17 protein-coding genes are annotated in these 17251 nt (G+C 57.3%); 9 read left to right on the top strand and 8 right to left on the bottom strand.

From position 1 onward, the window contains the following. Window positions 1-294 precede the first annotated feature (294 nt). The 4 genes from EI969_RS12270 to EI969_RS12255 are packed head-to-tail and all read left to right on the top strand — an operon-like array spanning window position 295 to window position 2110. Window positions 295-570, top strand: coding sequence for a metal/formaldehyde-sensitive transcriptional repressor (locus EI969_RS12270; protein WP_160388041.1), 276 nt, complete (start codon window positions 295-297; stop codon window positions 568-570). Between the two features lie 20 nt (window positions 571-590). Beyond that, a complete protein-coding gene (gene dmeF, locus EI969_RS12265; RefSeq protein WP_160388040.1) occupies window positions 591-1514 on the top strand; it encodes a CDF family Co(II)/Ni(II) efflux transporter DmeF in 924 nt (307 codons plus the stop codon). A gap of 39 nt (window positions 1515-1553) precedes the next feature. Next, the gene (locus EI969_RS12260; RefSeq protein WP_160388039.1) at window positions 1554-1925 is read left to right on the top strand and encodes a hypothetical protein; all 372 of its coding nucleotides are present in this window, start codon (window positions 1554-1556) and stop codon (window positions 1923-1925) included. Window positions 1926-1927: 2 nt separating this feature from the next. Continuing rightward, window positions 1928-2110 carry a DUF1289 domain-containing protein gene (locus tag EI969_RS12255; RefSeq protein WP_160388038.1) on the top strand — a complete coding sequence of 61 codons (183 nt, stop codon included), beginning with the start codon at window positions 1928-1930 and terminating at the stop codon, window positions 2108-2110. Here the strand turns inward: EI969_RS12255 and EI969_RS12250 are convergent, their stop codons facing one another. After that, window positions 2111-2521: a response regulator gene (locus tag EI969_RS12250; RefSeq protein ID WP_160388037.1), complete on the bottom strand. Its 411-nt coding sequence runs from the start codon at window positions 2519-2521 to the stop codon at window positions 2111-2113. A 548-nt stretch (window positions 2522-3069) separates the two neighbouring features. On the opposite strand from EI969_RS12250, the gene EI969_RS12245 reads away from it, so the two are divergent. Beyond that, window positions 3070-3543, top strand: a complete 474-nt coding sequence (locus tag EI969_RS12245) for a lytic transglycosylase (RefSeq protein ID WP_160388036.1) — start codon at window positions 3070-3072, stop codon at window positions 3541-3543. 380 nt (window positions 3544-3923) lie between these two features. Here EI969_RS12245 and tnpB read toward each other — a convergent pair whose 3' ends face one another. The 7 genes from tnpB to EI969_RS12210 all read right to left on the bottom strand — a co-directional run bounded on the left by tnpB (window position 3924) and on the right by EI969_RS12210 (window position 11079). Further along, window positions 3924-4127 (bottom strand): IS66 family insertion sequence element accessory protein TnpB, encoded by a 204-nt coding sequence (tnpB, locus tag EI969_RS30980; protein WP_160388035.1) that lies wholly within the window; start codon window positions 4125-4127, stop codon window positions 3924-3926. A 120-nt stretch (window positions 4128-4247) separates the two neighbouring features. Next, the gene (locus EI969_RS12235; RefSeq protein WP_178120644.1) at window positions 4248-4694 is read right to left on the bottom strand and encodes a hypothetical protein; all 447 of its coding nucleotides are present in this window, start codon (window positions 4692-4694) and stop codon (window positions 4248-4250) included. A gap of 427 nt (window positions 4695-5121) precedes the next feature. Further along, complete coding sequence (locus EI969_RS12230) at window positions 5122-6444, bottom strand: hypothetical protein (RefSeq protein WP_160388034.1); 1323 nt, start codon at window positions 6442-6444, stop codon at window positions 5122-5124. 141 nt (window positions 6445-6585) lie between these two features. Then, window positions 6586-7611: a phosphotransferase enzyme family protein gene (locus tag EI969_RS12225; protein WP_160388033.1), complete on the bottom strand. Its 1026-nt coding sequence runs from the start codon at window positions 7609-7611 to the stop codon at window positions 6586-6588. Continuing rightward, window positions 7608-8897: an aspartate aminotransferase family protein gene (locus EI969_RS12220; protein WP_160388032.1), complete on the bottom strand. Its 1290-nt coding sequence runs from the start codon at window positions 8895-8897 to the stop codon at window positions 7608-7610. Before EI969_RS12220 ends, EI969_RS12225 begins: the two co-directional genes overlap by 4 nt. Further along, on the bottom strand, window positions 8890-10200 hold the full coding sequence (locus EI969_RS12215) for an amino acid permease (RefSeq protein ID WP_160388031.1): 1311 nt from the start codon (window positions 10198-10200) through the stop codon (window positions 8890-8892). The genes EI969_RS12220 and EI969_RS12215 overlap by 8 nt, the downstream gene beginning before the upstream one ends. A 123-nt stretch (window positions 10201-10323) precedes the next feature. Continuing rightward, window positions 10324-11079, bottom strand: a complete 756-nt coding sequence (locus EI969_RS12210; protein WP_160388030.1) for an SDR family NAD(P)-dependent oxidoreductase — start codon at window positions 11077-11079, stop codon at window positions 10324-10326. A 156-nt stretch (window positions 11080-11235) separates the two neighbouring features. Here EI969_RS12210 and EI969_RS12205 point away from each other — a divergent pair, with 156 nt between their 5' ends. From EI969_RS12205 to EI969_RS12190, 4 genes are all read left to right on the top strand, one after another. Next, the gene (locus EI969_RS12205) at window positions 11236-12300 is read left to right on the top strand and encodes an AraC family transcriptional regulator (RefSeq protein ID WP_160388029.1); all 1065 of its coding nucleotides are present in this window, start codon (window positions 11236-11238) and stop codon (window positions 12298-12300) included. A gap of 339 nt (window positions 12301-12639) precedes the next feature. Then, window positions 12640-14016, top strand: a complete 1377-nt coding sequence (locus tag EI969_RS12200) for a diguanylate cyclase (protein WP_160388028.1) — start codon at window positions 12640-12642, stop codon at window positions 14014-14016. A 277-nt stretch (window positions 14017-14293) separates the two neighbouring features. Beyond that, window positions 14294-16324 carry an alkyl/aryl-sulfatase gene (locus tag EI969_RS12195; protein ID WP_256678304.1) on the top strand — a complete coding sequence of 677 codons (2031 nt, stop codon included), beginning with the start codon at window positions 14294-14296 and terminating at the stop codon, window positions 16322-16324. Window positions 16325-16422: 98 nt separating this feature from the next. Then, window positions 16423-17088 (top strand): DUF3313 family protein, encoded by a 666-nt coding sequence (locus EI969_RS12190; protein WP_160388027.1) that lies wholly within the window; start codon window positions 16423-16425, stop codon window positions 17086-17088. Window positions 17089-17251 lie beyond the last annotated feature (163 nt).

The following is a 17251-nucleotide window of genomic DNA, read 5'->3' as shown; positions in this document are numbered from 1 at the left end:
CCATCAATGAGCTGGGCTACCAGCCGCGCTCGCCACAGAACGCTCTCAAGCAGGCGTTTGCGCACTTGTTGGCGCGCTGATAGCGGGCGCAGCGCCAGGCGCTGACTTGAGCGCGAATTGCTGGTTGATCTGTTGTTGCAACAGCGGCTGCCAGCAGCTCGCCGCAGTTTACTGGCTTTCGGTGTAGTAGATCTTTCCTGTCACAAGCTGTAGATGATCTCAGCAGCCAGCAACCTTGCATAGGTATAGGGGGTATGCCTATCATGCGCAATACATAGGTAGGGGGGGTATCCGATGGGCCATATCGCAGCAAACAAAGACGATCTTCTCAAACGCGTAAAACGGATCGCCGGACAAATCCAGGCCGTTGAACGGGCACTGGTATCGGATCTCGATTGCGCCAAGACACTGCACCTTGTTGCCGCCACTCGCGGGGCCATCAACGGCTTGATGGAGGAAATCATCGAGGATCACGCGCGCGAGCATGTTGCGAACCCAGGGCTCAGCGAAGAAGAGCGCAACAAGGGTGTCGAAGAGCTTCTTGAAGCCATTCGCCGTTACTCCAAGTGAACGCATCCGGGCACACACTCATGAACAGGACGAACATCAACTACACGCACGACCACGTGTTCCTGGGCTCGGCGCACGATGAAAATGCCAAGCGTACGCTTTGGGTAGTTGCACTCACCGTTGTGATGATGGTTGGCGAGATCACCGCCGGGTATGTCACGGGTTCGATGGCGTTACTGGCCGATGGCTTTCACATGGCGACTCATGCCGGCGCATTGGGCATCGCGGCGGCCGCTTACGGATACGCCAAACGCCACGCTTGCAGCCAGCGGTACAGTTTCGGTACCGGAAAGGTTGGCGACTTGGGCGGGTTCGCTTCGGCGCTGATTCTCGGCATGGTTTCCCTGGGCATTGGCGTTGAGTCGGTCATGCGCCTCTTGCAGCCAACGGAGGTTCAGTTCGGCACCGCCACGCTCATCGCGATCGCCGGTCTGATCGTCAACATTGTCAGCGCCCTGCTGCTGGGCCACGGGCACAGTCATGGGCACGATCATGACGATCATGGCCATCCCCATGCGCATCACGGGAACGACAACAATCTGAAATCGGCCTACGTCCACGTCATCGCAGACGCGCTGACTTCGGTGCTGGCCATCGTTGCACTGCTCGCCGGCCGGTATCTCGGTTGGGTGTGGCTGGACCCGGTCATGGGCATCGTTGGCGCCATCGTCATCGCGCGTTGGGCATGGACCTTGATGGGGACCACAGCAGGTGTACTGCTGGATCAGACAGATGCGCACGTTGCCGAGGAAATCCGCGCACGGGTCGAGAAACCGGGGGATGCCACTATCACGGACTTGCACGTATGGCGGGTTGGACCGCAAGCCCATGCGGCCATCGTCAGCGTCCTTGGTGAGGCCACTGCGAACGCCGATAGCATTCGTGAACGTCTCAAGCCGGTGCACGAAATCGGCCATCTGACGGTTGAGTTTCGACCGGTCTGATGCAGCGCTCCCCCACCCTTGTCTCCAAAGGAACCCGAAATGCCTCCAGGCAAACGTGAACTGGCGCGAATCGAACGCCGGTTGATAACCACACTCACCGAAGCGTGCGAAACAGCAAAAGGTGAAATCAAGGGCTTTACCTGGCTCACCCACACCGCTGACCTGAACGCGTTGGCAGGAACCCTGAAGGTAATCTGGGTATTCGAAACCCTGGCGGACCGAAAGCTCGCCCAGGTTGACGCCAAGGCGCGCATCTTTGAGTTGACGGCCATCGCGCTGAAAGAGGCGAACATCGACCTGACCCCTTCAGACCATAGTGTCCGCTTCGACTCTGAGGAGGAGTGTCAGCGAACCCATGGCGGCGACTGGAAAATCCGCCTGACTCGATCACGTGTGACTAAAGGTGGCTGACAATGGCTGAAGAAATCGAAAATCCTTGCATCTCGGTTTGCCAGCTCAGTGGTGATCTGTGCGTGAGCTGCGGACGAAGCAAGGAAGACATCAGAAAGTGGAAACGCATGAAGCGGCCTGAAAAAATGGCCGCTGTGCAAAGGGCGAATGTGCGCTTGAAAAGGCTGAAGAAAGTACAGGGATAGTCAGTGTTTTTTGAGGGGGCGATCAGGCTGAAGCAGGTTTACTACAGTCATCACCAGATCATCTGTAGACCAGGGCTTAGCCAGATACGTAGTTGAGTAAGGCACTATTGAGGCATCCAGCTCGTAACCGGAGGTGAGAATCGTAGCGGTAGCGGGCCATTTCGCCTTCACCAGCTTTATGAATTCCGCACCCTGGAGTTGACCGGGCAAAACCTGATCCGCGATCACCAGTGGGCAACCGTCCGGCATGCTCCGCAGGTAGTTCAAAGCTTCGTCGGCAGAGTCGAAATCCAGGGAAAGGAGATCGATATCCTTCAAGATATCGACTATCAGCTTGCGAACTGCCGGATCGTCCTCAACAACGATCGCCCACCCCACTACCATCGAGAGCTTTCCCCATTCTCTGTCCACGCATGGCTCCTTGATCGGGTTCGTATTCCGAAAAAACAGGCAGAGATAACGTGTCCAGTGTAGGTGCTTTCTACCCGGTACTACGGATCCAATCGGCGGGGAAAATGCCATAAGTGGGCCTGTTGTGAATGGTTGAGGGATTGTCGGCCATGGTTCGGTAACTGCCCTTCGCGACAGGCAGAAATCGGCCAAGAGCGGACGGTAGACACAGTGATGTCAAATTGGTAGCTTCACCGGTGCTGTTTTCGAATCTTGAAGGCCGTAGGGCTTGCCGTCATCCATGTCACATTTCTCCTTGAGCAATGTCGCGTTTGCCGCGACCACCTCTGAGACAAATACGGCTGGAGCGTAAACGAATTACCTTCGAAGCATCCGGTGAATGGGAGAATCGCAAGTTTTCCTAAAGTGATGAATTGGCAGGGCAGACGTTGCTTGGTCAGCACTATCTTGAGATTTCTGATCAGGTGTGACCAATTCTGAAAGCATTTATCCAGTACTGCTGATCGAGCGGGCATGCTGATTCGAGATGTTGATGGGGGTATTTATTTATGAATCGTCAAATTTATTTTTGCAAGTCATGGTTTAGAGCGAAGAAGAAGCCGACAGAAATTTGGTCTAAAGAGCAGGCTGAGCTTGCTCATACCAACAAGAAAACTTATACGGTATTAGTTGACTCTGTCAGTCAGCCATACTGCTTTCTCGATATTTCTGACAAGGTAATAGGTGTAGGATTTCTTGATGAGAATTTGCGTGTATCGCTGACGTACGCTTTTCAGGAGTTTGAGCCTGAAATGTTATTTTTAACTACGGCGATATACCGAGAGTTCGATGGCGAGTCAGACAAGGTGATTAGTGGCGCTTCATATTTATTTGATCGCAGCGGGGGTGTTGTTATCAGGAAAGAATCATTCAATCCTCATAAGCTTGAAATTGCGAACTCTCATATCGATGTTTCGTCAAATTATTCTCGAGTACCGTCATTTGGCGACTACGATGAGTTGATTCGAGTAGAGCGCGGCTAATTTGTTTGGCTGCCTCTTAACATCGTTAGAGCGTTTCTTGCGTAAAAATGGTGCAAAGCTAAAGGTTAATCACCAATTGGCACGAAGATGGGATAACCTAATCTTTAGGGTTATTTATCTAGGGGGATGATATGTGCGAGTGCGTGAATATGCCTGACCGAATGGATGGCGCCAGGGTGGAAGAGCTCAGTAACCTTGCCCCATTTATTGAAACAATACGCACCGACTTTAAGAAATGGGAGACGACATTTAAGTGTAGGGACTGTTGTCAAAGATGGTTGGAGCGCTATGAATCACATGGCCATGCGAGTGTACCAATTGTGGAGAAGTTACCTTAATTTCTAAGCGGGAAGGATTATCTCAATTTGCTGACCGCTCTGCTAAGGTAAACCAAGAACCAAGACCTGAAGCTGCTCGGCACCCAACTCAACTTTGGCAAGAAGAAATGTCCTTTGATGCAAGCGCCGCGCTGCGAGCCAGCCCCCCACGCCGTCATGCACCAGCACTTTCATACGATTGGCGCGGCAGATGAAAAACAGATAAACACAGTGAGGCTTCGCCGCACCGAAGTAAACGTCCGGCAAACACCCTCACGTCTCTCATCTCTCATCTCTCATCTCTCATCTCTCATCTCTCATCTCAAACGCTATGACTGTCTGCAAAGGGTCGACAGCAGTCTCTGGGAAATGACGGTATCAGCTCTCTCAATACCTCACCAAAGCATTTTCGAGCTCCTGAATCAAAGATCTAGGCACAGGCGTATCTGCATATTTTTGCGCTATTTCGAATGGGTCGACCTTTAAAGCGGATTCGTCCCCAACGATGTATCGGCTGAAGGTAGGTGACGCGTGGTCTTCATCAACCAGCCAAAACCCGTCATAAAGAGTCACCAGGTACTCTCCGATGTAGTAGCCGATCCGTGTAATGATCCAGACTCGATCTTCATCACTGACGACTGCATTTCTGAAGTAACTGTCAAGTTGGGGCAAGAATTTCTGCGGCATAATCAAAATCTCGTGGGGTTGGTCAAAACCAAGGATTTTGCTGAAATCACGAAGTACCGGAAGACGTTCTAACCTGAACGCGTCAAAACCTGCGATTCGCCGTGCCAACAAATGTTCGGGCGAGTATTCAATGCCATCCACTTTCATTCCCTTCCCTAGATCAACTCAGATGGGATGATGCCAAACCGAGGCTGCCTGAGCAATCGAGGACCCACCCAGCGTCAGCTATGGGTCGATCTCTGCCGGTCACGACAGTCAGAAATCGGCCAGAAGCCGCCGTTGGTTGAGTTCGTTACATTAGGACGGTATTTAGGCTGAAAAATCTCCAGGAAAGCCGGGGCAATCCAGTTGCGTAGTCACGGGGTAGGCATTTGGTAGTAAATCGCCGAGTTGCTCACGCCTCAGAAGCCCAATTTTCGGGGCTTTCGTCCCACAGCTTGAATCGGCTCTGAGCTTTTTGATATTTACGGGATACCCTCATTTGGCCGTCAGCTGCCCTGCACGAAGGGCTGCTTGGGGGACAAACGATGTGGCCCCTCTCGGCAACCGCACCGTAAACGCTGTGCAGCGCGGCTCAGAACGTAATGCCCAGAATCAGTTGGCTGTACAGGTTGCGGTCATTGTTACCGAGCTGGGTACCGCCTTTCTCGGAGCTCTTGTCCGGCTGGTAGAGGCCTACCAGCGGCATCACGATCAAGTTGGGCGTGATGCACCATTGGGCGTATAGGTCGAGCTCATTGCCGTCGGTGTTGCCCAGGCTCTTGTCCAGGGTATTGAAGTCATACCACAGCAGGCCGAGGCTCACCGTCTCCAGCGGAGAAGCCTTGAAGGCGACCTGCTGAATCACGCTGTTGCTGTTGAACGGCCCGGCATAGTTGGCGGCCACCTCACCCTGGAACCAGGTACCGTAACCGCGCAACTGGCCGAAGAACAGGGTGTCGTAACCTTCGGAGAAGCGGCTATAGCGATAGCTGGCGCTTGGCGACCAGAGCGTGTCCTTGAACGTCCAGCCGGCTTCCAGGTACCAGCCGCTCTCATTGCCAGCATCGCGCTTGTCCTGCCAGGCGTATTCGCCGGAAAGGAACAGGTTCTCCACCCCGGCATTACCCTGCGCACGCAGGCTGTAGGTCTTCATATCCCTGCGATCGAGCTGCAGCGGCGTGACGAACGCCTCGTCTACATCGGTGACATCGATGTAGGTCAGGCCGATGGTACCTGCATCCGCCACATGCTCCAGGGTGCCGACATAGAGTTCCGACTTCGCCTGGCCACGGTTGTCCGACTTCAACTTCATCAGGTCGCTGCGCCAGCCCTGTTTGCCACCCAAGCGCAGCACGGCCGTTTCGTCGAAACTCTTGCGCGGCGCAAGGTAGTAGCCACCACCACGATTGAGCTCGCCGTCGGCGACCCGCTTGCCCAGGTTGAGCGCATCACCGCCGATCAGGAAGCCGTCCCCGACCGTGATGCTCTGCCGACCGAAGGACACATCCACGCCATCTTCGCCCAGTGCCGGGATCAGGTTGGCGGAGCGCCAGCCCAGGGAAGCATCCTCGATCTTGGTGGTGCGTTCGGAGCCGTCGCTGATCCCTGCGGCATCGCCGTCGCCCCACGAGGCGCTGCTGAGCATTCCGAATGCACCATACGCGGTGCCGGCGCCCGCCAGGCCCTGGTCAAAGCTCAGGCCGTACTTGATATAGCCCTCCTGCCAGGCGGACGAGCCTTCCTCCAGGGTTCCCGCCGTGGCGTAGTTCTCCTGGCTGTGGAACAGGGCATAGACAGCTTCCAGGTTGGCGTTCAGGTGGGTGTCGTCATCGGAATAGAGTTCATGGGCACCGGCATTGGCGGCGCTCATCAGCAATGCGAGGATAGACAGGCGAAGCAGGGGCGACTTGCTCATGGAGAGACATCCGTTCTTGTTAGGATCTGCTGACGTGCGTGAACTCCGGCGCGCAGGGTTTCTAGGCCAAGGCGCGGCCCCCGGTGGCCCCTTCGCAAGCGGGCCAACGGTTGTTTGTGTGCAGGATTGCCCTTGGGCGGATCAGTCGGTCGCGCTGTTCAGGAACTCGCGGGCGAGCTGGCAGGCACTCGCTACCACCAGCGGGCCGAGCTCGGCGTTGATCTCGACGTTCTGCCGGGTGTGCAGCCAGCCAAGGTAGGTCATCCCGCGCAGCGCCAGGAACAGCGGCAGGGAGGCGCGGTCGGCCGGCGTCAGCGGCTTGACAGAGTGGTAGCCTTCGAGCAAAGCAGCCTCGATCCGGTCGAAGCGTGGGTCATCCAGGCAGAAGAACAGCGCGGTGGCCAGTTCGAACATGTGCCAGCCAAAACCGGAGTCGTCGAAATCGATCAACTGCAGGCGCGCGCCGTCGAGCATCAGGTTCTCAGGCATGAAGTCCGCGTGGATCATGCCGAAGTTGTCCAGCGTGCGGCCGTACCGGCGAAGCGCCAGTCGCGCTTCCAGGCGGGCGTCCTGGATCAGCCGGCGCTGCTGTGGATCGAGCATCTCGAAGTCCCAGAAGCGGCCCCATAGCGGGTCGGCGCCAACCAGCCCTTCCTCGTCCCAGGCATGGCGCGTGAACTCGTTGGGTTGACGCCATTGGGTTGACTGCAGGTGGATGCGCGCCGCCACCGCGCCGGCCTCGAAGAACAGCGCACCGACATCGGCATCCGCTCGAATGCCCTGCTCGGCCGAGCCAAGTGTGCTGCCGGCAAGCCAGCCGAGCATGTCGACATGGCGCGACTCGTCAAGCTCTTCACTGTGCACGTAGGCCAGGTGGTCGCCTTCGCGGGTGCGGATGATTTGCGGCACGCCGATACCGCCGGCAGCGAGTTGCTCCATCCAGGTCAGTTCTGAGCGTAGCGACGCCTCGCAGTGATAGCCGAGGCGATGAACGCGCAGCGCACTGCGCACACCGTCGGCGCGGGTGGCGCAGAACACGGCATTCTCGCGGTATTTGATCAGCTCCAGGCTGACGAAATCGCCTTCCCATTGGGCCAGCGCGCTCTGCGCCAGACGTTGCAGGCTGGCCACCTGCTGGTCGTGATCGAGGGTGGAGAAGACGCTCATTGCTTTGCTCCTTGGGCACTGCCCAGGACACTGTCCAGGGTTTCGAGGAAGAACTCGCAGTTGGCGCTGCTGAACACCAGCGGCGGACGAACCTTGAGGATGTTGTCGCCCGCGCCGATCTTGCTGATAAGCACGCCGCGCCGGCGCATTTCATTGACGATGTGCCGCGCTTCGGCTCCCGCCGGCTCGCGGGTCTGGCGGGAGCGGACCAGCTCCACGGCATAGAACAGGCCCTTGCCACGCACATCACCGATGACCGGGTAGCGTGACGCCAGCCGCTGCAACCCGGCCTGCAGTTGTGCGCCGACCCGCCGGGCGTTTTCCAGCAGCCCTTCGTCCTCGATGACGTCGAGCACGGCCAGGCCGACAGCGGCGGCCACGGGCGATCCGCCAAAGGTGTTGAAGTACATGTTGCTCTGGCCGAACGACTCGACCAGCTCGCGCCGTGCCACCACCCCCGCCAAGGGGAAGCCGTTGCCCATGGGTTTGCCCAGGGTGACGATATCCGGCACCACCGGGTAGGCCTGGTGGCCCCACATGTGATCGCCGGTGCGGGCGAAACCGGCCTGGACTTCATCGGCAATCAGCAAGCCACCGGCATCACGTACCAGCTTTGCGACGCGCTCCAGGTAGCCACTTGGCAGGCGAGGAATGCCCTCGTTGGCGAACAGCGTGTCGATCAGCATGGCCGCCACGCCAACGCCCGCCGCTCGCAGCGAGGCGATGGCTGCGGCGACCTTGGCGACATAGCGCTCGGCCACCTGCTCGTCGCCGCCCTCGGCGTGGTACAGGCAGGGAATCGGCACAGCACGGGCATGCGCCGCGAAAGGCTCGGAACCGGAGATGGCAGTGGTCACTTCGGCCAGGCTGGCGGTGTTGCCGTGGTAGTTATGGTTCGTGACGATCACCCCCCTGTTGCCGCTGGCAAAGCGTGCCATGCGCAACGCCACTTCGTTGGACTCGCTGCCGGTACAGGTGAACATCACACTGTTCAACGGCTCGGCGAACGTCGCGGTGAGGCGCTCGGCATAGTTCACGATGCGTTCGTTGAGGTAGCGGGTATGGATGTTCAGCATCGCCGCCTGCCCGGCCATGGCCTCCACCACTCGGGGGTGGCAGTGGCCGACGCTGGGGACGTTGTTGTAGACGTCCAGGTAGCGCTTGCCGTTGCTGTCGATCAGCCAGACACCTTCACCCTTCACCAGCTCCAGCGGTTCGTCATAGAACAGCGGCGATGCGCTGCCCATGACCTGGTGCCGACGGTGCAGCAGGGTTGCTTCAGACATGCTTGGAAACCTCCAGGGCCTTGCCGGCGTTGTTGTCGCGCAGCAGGTAGTTGAGAATCAGGACCATGACCACCAGGGCCAGGGCGCTGAGAAGGAAGAGCTCTAGCTGGAAGCACGCCGTAATCACCACAAGCGTCAGCAGCATGCCGACGGACGCAATCACCGGGCCGCCGCGCAAACGGAATGGCCGGACGAGCTGCGGCTGGCTGCGGTGCAGGCGCAGGTAGGCGGCAAAAAGTACCAGGTAGCAACTGCACATCAGCAGGACCAGGCCGAGCATCATCTGCTCCGGCGGCACCACGGTCAGCGGCAGGCCGATCAGGGTGAGCACGAGCAGCGCGACATAAGGCGAGCCACGACGGTTGGTACGTGTCAGCACCACCGGGAAGTAGCCGTCGCGAGCCAGGGCGTAGATCTGCCGGGAGGCGGAATAGACCAGCGAGAAAAGGGTCGCCAGCAGCCCGCATACGGCGCCGGAGCCTACCAACAGCGGCAGCCAGTCCTGCTCTGTGTACTGGCCGCCGTGGGTCATCGCGGCATACAGCGGGTCGGCGGCAGCGCTGACGGTTGCCAGGCCTGCCACACCCGGGGCGGCGACCGCCACGGTCAGCGCGGTCACCAACACTGTGAGCATGGCGGCGATGATCCCCCGGGGCATCGTGCGACCCGGCTCGGCCGCTTCTTCGGCAGCAGAACTCACCTGCTCCACGCAAAAGAACATCCAGATGGCAAAGGGCACACAGGCAAACACCCCAGCCAGGCTCATGCTTTCGACCAGGCCGGTGGCGGGCAACAGGTTGCTCCATTGCATGTGCGGCAACATGGTGCCGCCGAACACCAGCAACGCGACTGCCGCCACCACGCCACCGAACAGGGTGAGGCCCAGTGCCTCTCCGACACCGACAATGTGAATGCCGATGATCAACATGAACAGGCCAATACGCACCGGCCAGCCACCGAAGCCGAAAACCGAGTCCACGTACGCAGTAAGGAAGTTGGCGACCGTGCCGGTCCCGATCGACAGTGCCAGTGCGCAGCTGGCGCCGACCATGTAGCCAACGAAGGGGCCGAAGGCCAGCTGCGCATAGGCGAACACCCCACCGGCGTGCGGCTGGGCGGTGGAGAGCTCGGCAACGCACAGTGCCAGGCCACCGCAGAGCATAGCCATCAGTAACATGGCCATCAGCATGTTGGTCCAGCCATTGGCCAGGCCGTAGTTCCAGCCGGAGAACTGCCCGGCAATGACCAGAGAAATGCCAAGCCCGGCGATTTGGGGCCAGCGAAGAACACCTTGTTTGAGCATGGAGGCGAACCCTTCTTATGTTCTTGTATAGGGAATAACGTCACGACAAGGCAGCCTGAGCCCACTGAGGTGGGCTCGGTGCCGAAAAAATCAGCTCATGCGATGACCTTGGGCTGGTCTGCCCTACGCCATCAGTTTTTCCAGCAGCGGATAACCAAATCCGGCGCTCAGGCCACCGTCCAGGGGAATGGCCGCACCGTTGAGATAGCGGCAATCGTCACTGGCGAGGAAATGCACCAGCGCCGCCACCTCCTCAGGTTCGCCGATACGTTGTTGGGGGCACAGGGTCTTGACGATATCCACCTCGGGATGATCGGTTGGAAGCATCTCGGACCAGATCGAGCCAGGGCAGATGGCGTTCACCCGGATCCCGCGCGGCGCCAGTTCCAGCGCGGCGGTACGGGTAAGAGAAATGACAGCCGCCTTCATCGCCGAATACTGCGAATAACCGGGCAGCTGGATCAGCCCGGCGACCGATGCCGTGTTGATGATGGCGCCACCGTCACGCATGCGCGAGGGTGCATGGTGCAACAGGGCGTAGGGGGCTTTCAGGTCGCAATCGAACAGGACCTGGAGTGCAGACGTCGGTGCTTCTTCGATGGTCGGGCCGGTGTTCTCGATGCCCGCGTTGTTCAGCAGGATGTCGATCTTTCCCAGGGCTTGGACAGCGGCATCCAGCGCCGTCACGATGTTGCGCTCATCCAACACATCCAGCCTGTGGAACAGCGCGCCGATCTCGTCCGCGATCCTGACACCCTCCTCCCGCCGACCGACGATCATGACCTTCGCACCGGCTGCGACCAAGCGTTTGGCACACGCCAGGCCGATGCCTGCTGTGCCGCCTGTGATGAATGCGGTTTTGCCTTTCAAGCTGAACATTTGTCGACTCCTTTATTATTGTTTGGGCGCAAAGGCATATGTGCTGGCTCGGATGCTAACCAAACTTTTTGAACCAGTGGTGTCGAATTCGGAAAGGCTAAGGGTTATATTCGGAAGCACTCCATCAACCTGACCAACAGGGCGGCAAGCATCCACATGGCGCGTGACCAAGGCTCCCTTCCACCGGGCGTTGTAGACGCACCACAGCAAACCTGGATGGTTCCAGCCATCAACGTGCTGCTCGTGCGCGACATGCTGAAAGCCGAAAATGTCAGCGAGTTTGAGCTTTTGAGGGGCACCGGGACTTCCCCGCGGGACATTCAGAGCAACGATGCGCTGCTCACCTTCGACCAGGTGACATCGATAATGGCCAACGCCGCCCGGCTGACCCGTACACCAGGACTGGGGTTGATCATAGGCAGCCGTGAGTCCCTTTCGGACTGGGGCACACTTGGCTATGCCCTGCTCAGTTGCACGACCATTGGCGAAGCCATCAGAACCATACTGAAGTTCCATCAGACCGCCGCCAGCATGGTCGAAATCTTCCTGATCCAGGAGGGTAACCTGGCGATCCTGGACCTGTGCCCTCCCAAACCGCTCCATGCGGCACTGCCCCTGATTCTCGAAGAGCATCTGGTAGCTACCAAGAAGCTGCTCGAATTGCTGGCAGAAAGGACCTTGCCGATGGTGCAACTGAACCTGGGCTACGACCGACCGGACTACCATCGTCTCTATCAGCGCTTTTTTGATTGCCCAGTGCTTTTTTCATCCTCGCGCAATCAGCTGATTTTCGACGCAAGCTTCCTCGAGCAGTCCATCTCGCGCAGCAACCCGTTCGGTGCCAAGCTCGCTCAGCAGGTCTGCAATGAACAGCTGGCGCGGCAGATTTACGTGACGGAATTCATCACCCAGGTGCGTAACCTGATCCTGCTAACGGGAAATGACTTTCCGAGTGCAGAACAAATAGCGGCCAAGCTGAACATCTCGTCGAGAACTCTGCGCAATCGCTTGAAGCACCATGGCACTTCCTTCCAGGCACTACTCGACGCCACGCGCAAGCAGTTGTCCTGTAGCTACCTCAGTTCGACACGTCTCCCCATAGACGACATCGCCAGGCTGCTGAATTTCTCGGACCGCAGTAATTTTCGCAGAGCCTTCAAGGCTTGGGTCGGCATTACTCCCGGCGAGTATCGTCAACAGCAGTTGCATCAGCAGGGCTAAGGGCGCAATAGGTTCCCGTCTTACGAGTCGAGAGGCGTAACTCTACAGGACGCCTTGAATATCGGCTTTGGGTCGACTTCTGCCGGTCGCAACAGGCTGAGGTCGGCCAAGAGCAGACTTTCAAAAAAGAAATCCTCACTAGCCTTCACTGACCGGACCCATTCGACGCGCGATGTTTGAGTACCAAAGGTTTGTGTGTCATGGGTCAGTTAAGGAAATGAGGCGTAAACACAGGAAACAGAGACAAAGCGTCTATACCTATAAAACCATCAGAAGACTTGGCCGTTAGCCCTGTGATGCCAGACAAACGCCTCCCAATATAGCGCTGGAGTAATCGACATGAAGTGGATGCTCGAGCACACACGGGTGATCAAAGTCGGCTGCTGGTTGATAGTGGCGCTGTTGACCCTTGTCGCGATTATCGGGGTGGTCGACCGCTACCAGCGGCAGCGTCTGTTGCTGCTAGAGGGGCAACAGGCATTGCTCGCCCAGCGCAGCGCCTGGGGCTTTACCACCCTGGTGCGCCAACTGACGACCCACAAGCTTCAACAATCCCTGCTCTTGGCAAATCCTCTTCCGGCAGGGTGCCTTCCAGACCAGTACATTGCCGAGCAACAGCGCGCCACGGTGGTTCAGACTGAGGATGTTGAGGGGCTGTCTCAATTTACTTTACGTGTCCCCATTCAGCAGGTAGCCCCGTTACTCAGTCCAGAAGCGCCTCGCATGCGCCTGCTCAGGGGTGTCATCGAATTAACCAGCCGTCAACGTCTCGGTTATAGCTGTAATGGGCATTTTGCAGTGATACGTGAAACGCGAACGCAAATACGGCCACCGCCACTGCCTCCTCGCACAGCGATCGGCCCAGCGTTTATCGATGCATTGATTGTGCATGTCGCAGCGACGCAGGGTCAGACTCCTCCCTTATATGTCGATGTTCGTTTCACCGACGACAAAGCTGACCTGTTTCCTGGCACAGCCGCCGGTTGGCGTTCGACTTCTGCCTCGAATAAGCAGGACGAGGAGCGTTTTGTCCGAGACTTCGTCGATCCGCAGCTTGCTCTACGGGTGCAGTTCTATAGCGAACCACTCATACCGACGTTCAACGCTCTATTCCTGAGCTGGAATGGTCTCGGATTGTTACTGTTGGTTGGCATACTGGCTTGCTTGTTTCTCATCAACTGGCTTGTTGCACAACTGATCGATGCCTATCTGTTGCAGTATCGAGCCGCTACCCGCGATTTTCTTACTGGCTTGTACAATCGTAGGGAAGCGATGACATTAGCCGGCGCCGAGTTGGCGAGAACGTCGCGTAGACACGGTTCGTTGTGCATGCTGATGCTGGATATCGACCACTTCAAAAAGGTCAATGACACCTACGGGCATGACGGAGGTGATGAGGTATTGAAATTCTTCGCGCAGCTACTTATCCGGACTATTCGCCAACAGGATCTGGCCGCTCGTTTTGGCGGGGAAGAGTTCCTCATTTTGCTGCCAGACACGGAAATCTCCGGCGCACGACTAATGGCCGAACGTGTGATACAGACCCTGCACACTTTGTCGCTCGACTACGCCACTTCCCGTATCAAGGTCACTTGCAGCCTGGGCGTCACCGCTTGGAGGGGCGCTGATGACACGTTTCAGGACATGCTGATCCGGGCTGACTCGCTGCTTTACCAAGCTAAACAACAAGGGCGTGACCGATACATTAGCGATTGAGACGGACTCCCCAGCCCCTCAGTTTCTGGTGAAAATTGCCGTTTACCGCGACAGGCTGCAAAGGGTCGTTTCCAGCCTATCGCGACAGGCAGAAATCGGCCAATAGCGGACGCTCATTCGCGGCTACCGTTGCAACTGATTTAGTTCAAACGTCCTCTCGCCTCTGTTATCTGACACAAACTGTAATACTCGAAATCTCCTCGATTCCTACTACCTTTATTTGGATCCGCTTTTACCTCGTCGGGTATAGCGCATTGCCACTAGAAGGAGCTGGAGAATGAATCAACACATTCAATCGAAAATGTCTGCCGAAACAAAAAGCGACTGGCGTCCCTTCAAAGTAGCGGGAACCCTTTGCTCACTTGTGGCAGCAATTGCATTGGCCACCCAGGCGGTTGCAGCCGATGCAGAGAAAGCGAAACCCGCCTCCGAGGCCACCAAGGCGGCCAACAATGCGCTGCTCAAAGAGTTGCCGTTCAACGACAAGACATCCTTTGAACTGGCGCATAAAGGCTTCATTGCCCCTCTGCCGTCGACGGTCATTAAAGGCGCCTCCGGGAATGTAATCTGGGATCCAACGAAATACGGATTTATCAAGGAAGGCGAGGTTGCACCGGACACAACCAACCCCAGCCTTTGGCGGCAGTCGCAGCTAATCAACATCTCTGGCTTGTTCGAGGTAACTGACGGTATCTACCAGGTTCGCAACTATGACCTGTCGAACATGACCATCGTCGAAGGCAAGGACGGCATCACTGTCTTCGACCCGCTGATTTCCACCGAAACCGCCAAGGCCGCACTCGATCTCTACTACCAGCATCGGCCGAAAAAACCGGTGGTGGCCGTGATCTATACCCACAGCCATATCGACCACTACGGTGGTGTACGCGGCGTGGTGAACGAAGAAGATGTGAAAGCCGGCAAGGTGAAGATCTATGCGCCCCTGGGCTTCATTGAGCATGCCGTGGCCGAAAACGTGATGGCTGGCACAGCCATGAGTCGCCGCGCCAGCTACCAGTATGGCAACCTGCTTCCGCCTTCGCCGACCGGCCAGTTGGGCGCAGGTTTGGGTACCACCACCTCGGCCGGTACGGTGACGTTGATCCCGCCCACCGACATCATCAAGACCACCGGTGAAACCCATGTCATTGACGGCCTGACCTATCAGTTCCTGTATGCGCCCGGCAGTGAAGCACCGGCCGAGATGCTCTATTACATCAAGGAAAAGAAAGCGCTCAACACCGCAGAAGATTCTACCCACACCTTGCACAACACCTATTCCCTGCGGGGCGCCAAGATCCGTGACCCGCTGGCCTGGTCAAAGTACCTGAACGAAACACTCAAGCTCTGGGGCGATGACGTGCAGGTGATGTATGCCATGCACCATTGGCCGGTCTGGGGCAATAAAGAGGTGCGCGAGCAATTGTCTTCCCAGCGCGACATGTACCGCTATATCAATGACGAAACCCTGCGTCTGGCCAACAAGGGCTACACCATGGTCGAGATCGCCGAGCAGTTCAAACTGCCGAAAGGGATCGCGACCAAGTTCTCCAACCGTGGCTATTACGGTTCGGTGAACCACAACGTCAAAGCCACATATGTCTTGTACCTGGGTTGGTTCACCGGCAACCCTGCCACGCTGAACGAACTACCACCGGAAGAAGGTGCCAAGCATTACGTGGAGATGATGGGCGGGGAAGAGGCGCTCCTGAAGAAAGCCAAGGAGTATTACGACAAAGGCGAGTTCCGCTGGGTCGCCGAGGTGGTCAACCACGCTGTATTCGCCAATCCGAGCAGCCAGGCGGCGAAGAACCTGCAAGCCGATGCCCTGGAGCAACTGGGTTACCAGGCCGAAAGCGGGCCGTGGCGTAACTTCTACCTCACCGGCGCCAAGGAACTGCGCGATGGTGTGATGAAACTGCCGACTCCAGACACTGCCAGCCCGGACACGGTGCGGGCCATGGATCTGGATCTGTTCTTCGACTTCCTGGCCATGCGTCTGAATGGCCCGAAAGCGGAAGATAAACATCTGTCGCTCAACTTTGATTTCACCGATCTAAAGCAAAAATATTCCGTGGAGATGGTCAATGGCGTGCTCAACCACACGGAGGGCGTTGCAGCAAAAGACGCCGATGCGACGATCAGTTTGACCCGCGACACGCTGAACAAGATCGTGTTGAAGGAAACCACGCTGAAAGATGCGCTGGCTTCGGGTGACATCAAAGAAGACGGGACGAAGGGCAAGCTGGAGGAACTGGTGTCCTATATGGATGACTTTGACTTCTGGTTCAATATCGTGACGCCATAACGGTTCAACTTTCAGCAGACGGCAACGTTCAAAGGCGTTGCCGTCCTTCTTGATTCGGCGAAGTGTTTCGCTTCAAGCAATCACTCTGGAGCTTTTTCATGCAGATCAAACCGCTCGCAGCATGTGTATTGACCCTGGCGCTCGCGGGTTGTGCCAGCCCTTATGTCGATCCTGACCAATACTCGGGGTTTCTCAAGGATTACAGCGCGCTTAAAGAGGAAAAATCGCCGTCGGGCGAACCCGTCATGCGCTGGATCGACCCGGACGTTGACGCGGACCGCTACACCAGCGTGTTCGTCGAACACAGCCAGCTGTATCCCCCACCGCAACCGACCGAGAAAATCCCGCAGACTGCCCTCAACGGCATTACTCAGTTCTACGATCAAGCCTTGAAAAATGCCTTTGCCAGGGAGCTTCCATTGGCTACCGGCCCAGGCCCGGGCGTGCTGGTCGTGCGTCCGGCCATTACGGCCGTGAGTGCCAAAACCAAGGGACTGCAACCTTACGAGATCATCCCGATTGCCTTGGTCGCCGCCGGCGTCAGTGCGGCGACCGGCATTCGCGACCAGGACACCACGCTGGCCACGGAAGCGGCATTTATTGATGGAGGCGACAATAAAGTAGTGGCCCAATTGGTTCGTAAAGGCGCTGGGGCTGAATTGGCAAACTCCTCAGAAGTCGTGCAAGCCAAAGACTTCAGGGGAGTACTCGATATTTGGGCACAAGACATCGTCAAATCCTACAAAGAGCTTAAAACCAAGTAGCACCCTGATACAGCCAACAGGATTGCCTTACGTAAGCTCACTGCGAGGTATGATGCAGCCAGGCTGAAACAAGCGCAGTACTGTTGGTTGTTTCCCTTGGACAACCAGGTGTTCAACCTTTCCTTCGTGCCAGAGGGTTTCGCATCAGGAATGCGAAACTTTG

It is taken from the genome of Pseudomonas sp. PB101, from assembly GCF_009764265.1.
GTDB lineage: Bacteria > Pseudomonadota > Gammaproteobacteria > Pseudomonadales > Pseudomonadaceae > Aquipseudomonas.
This window is presented reverse-complemented; position numbering and strand designations above follow the sequence as displayed.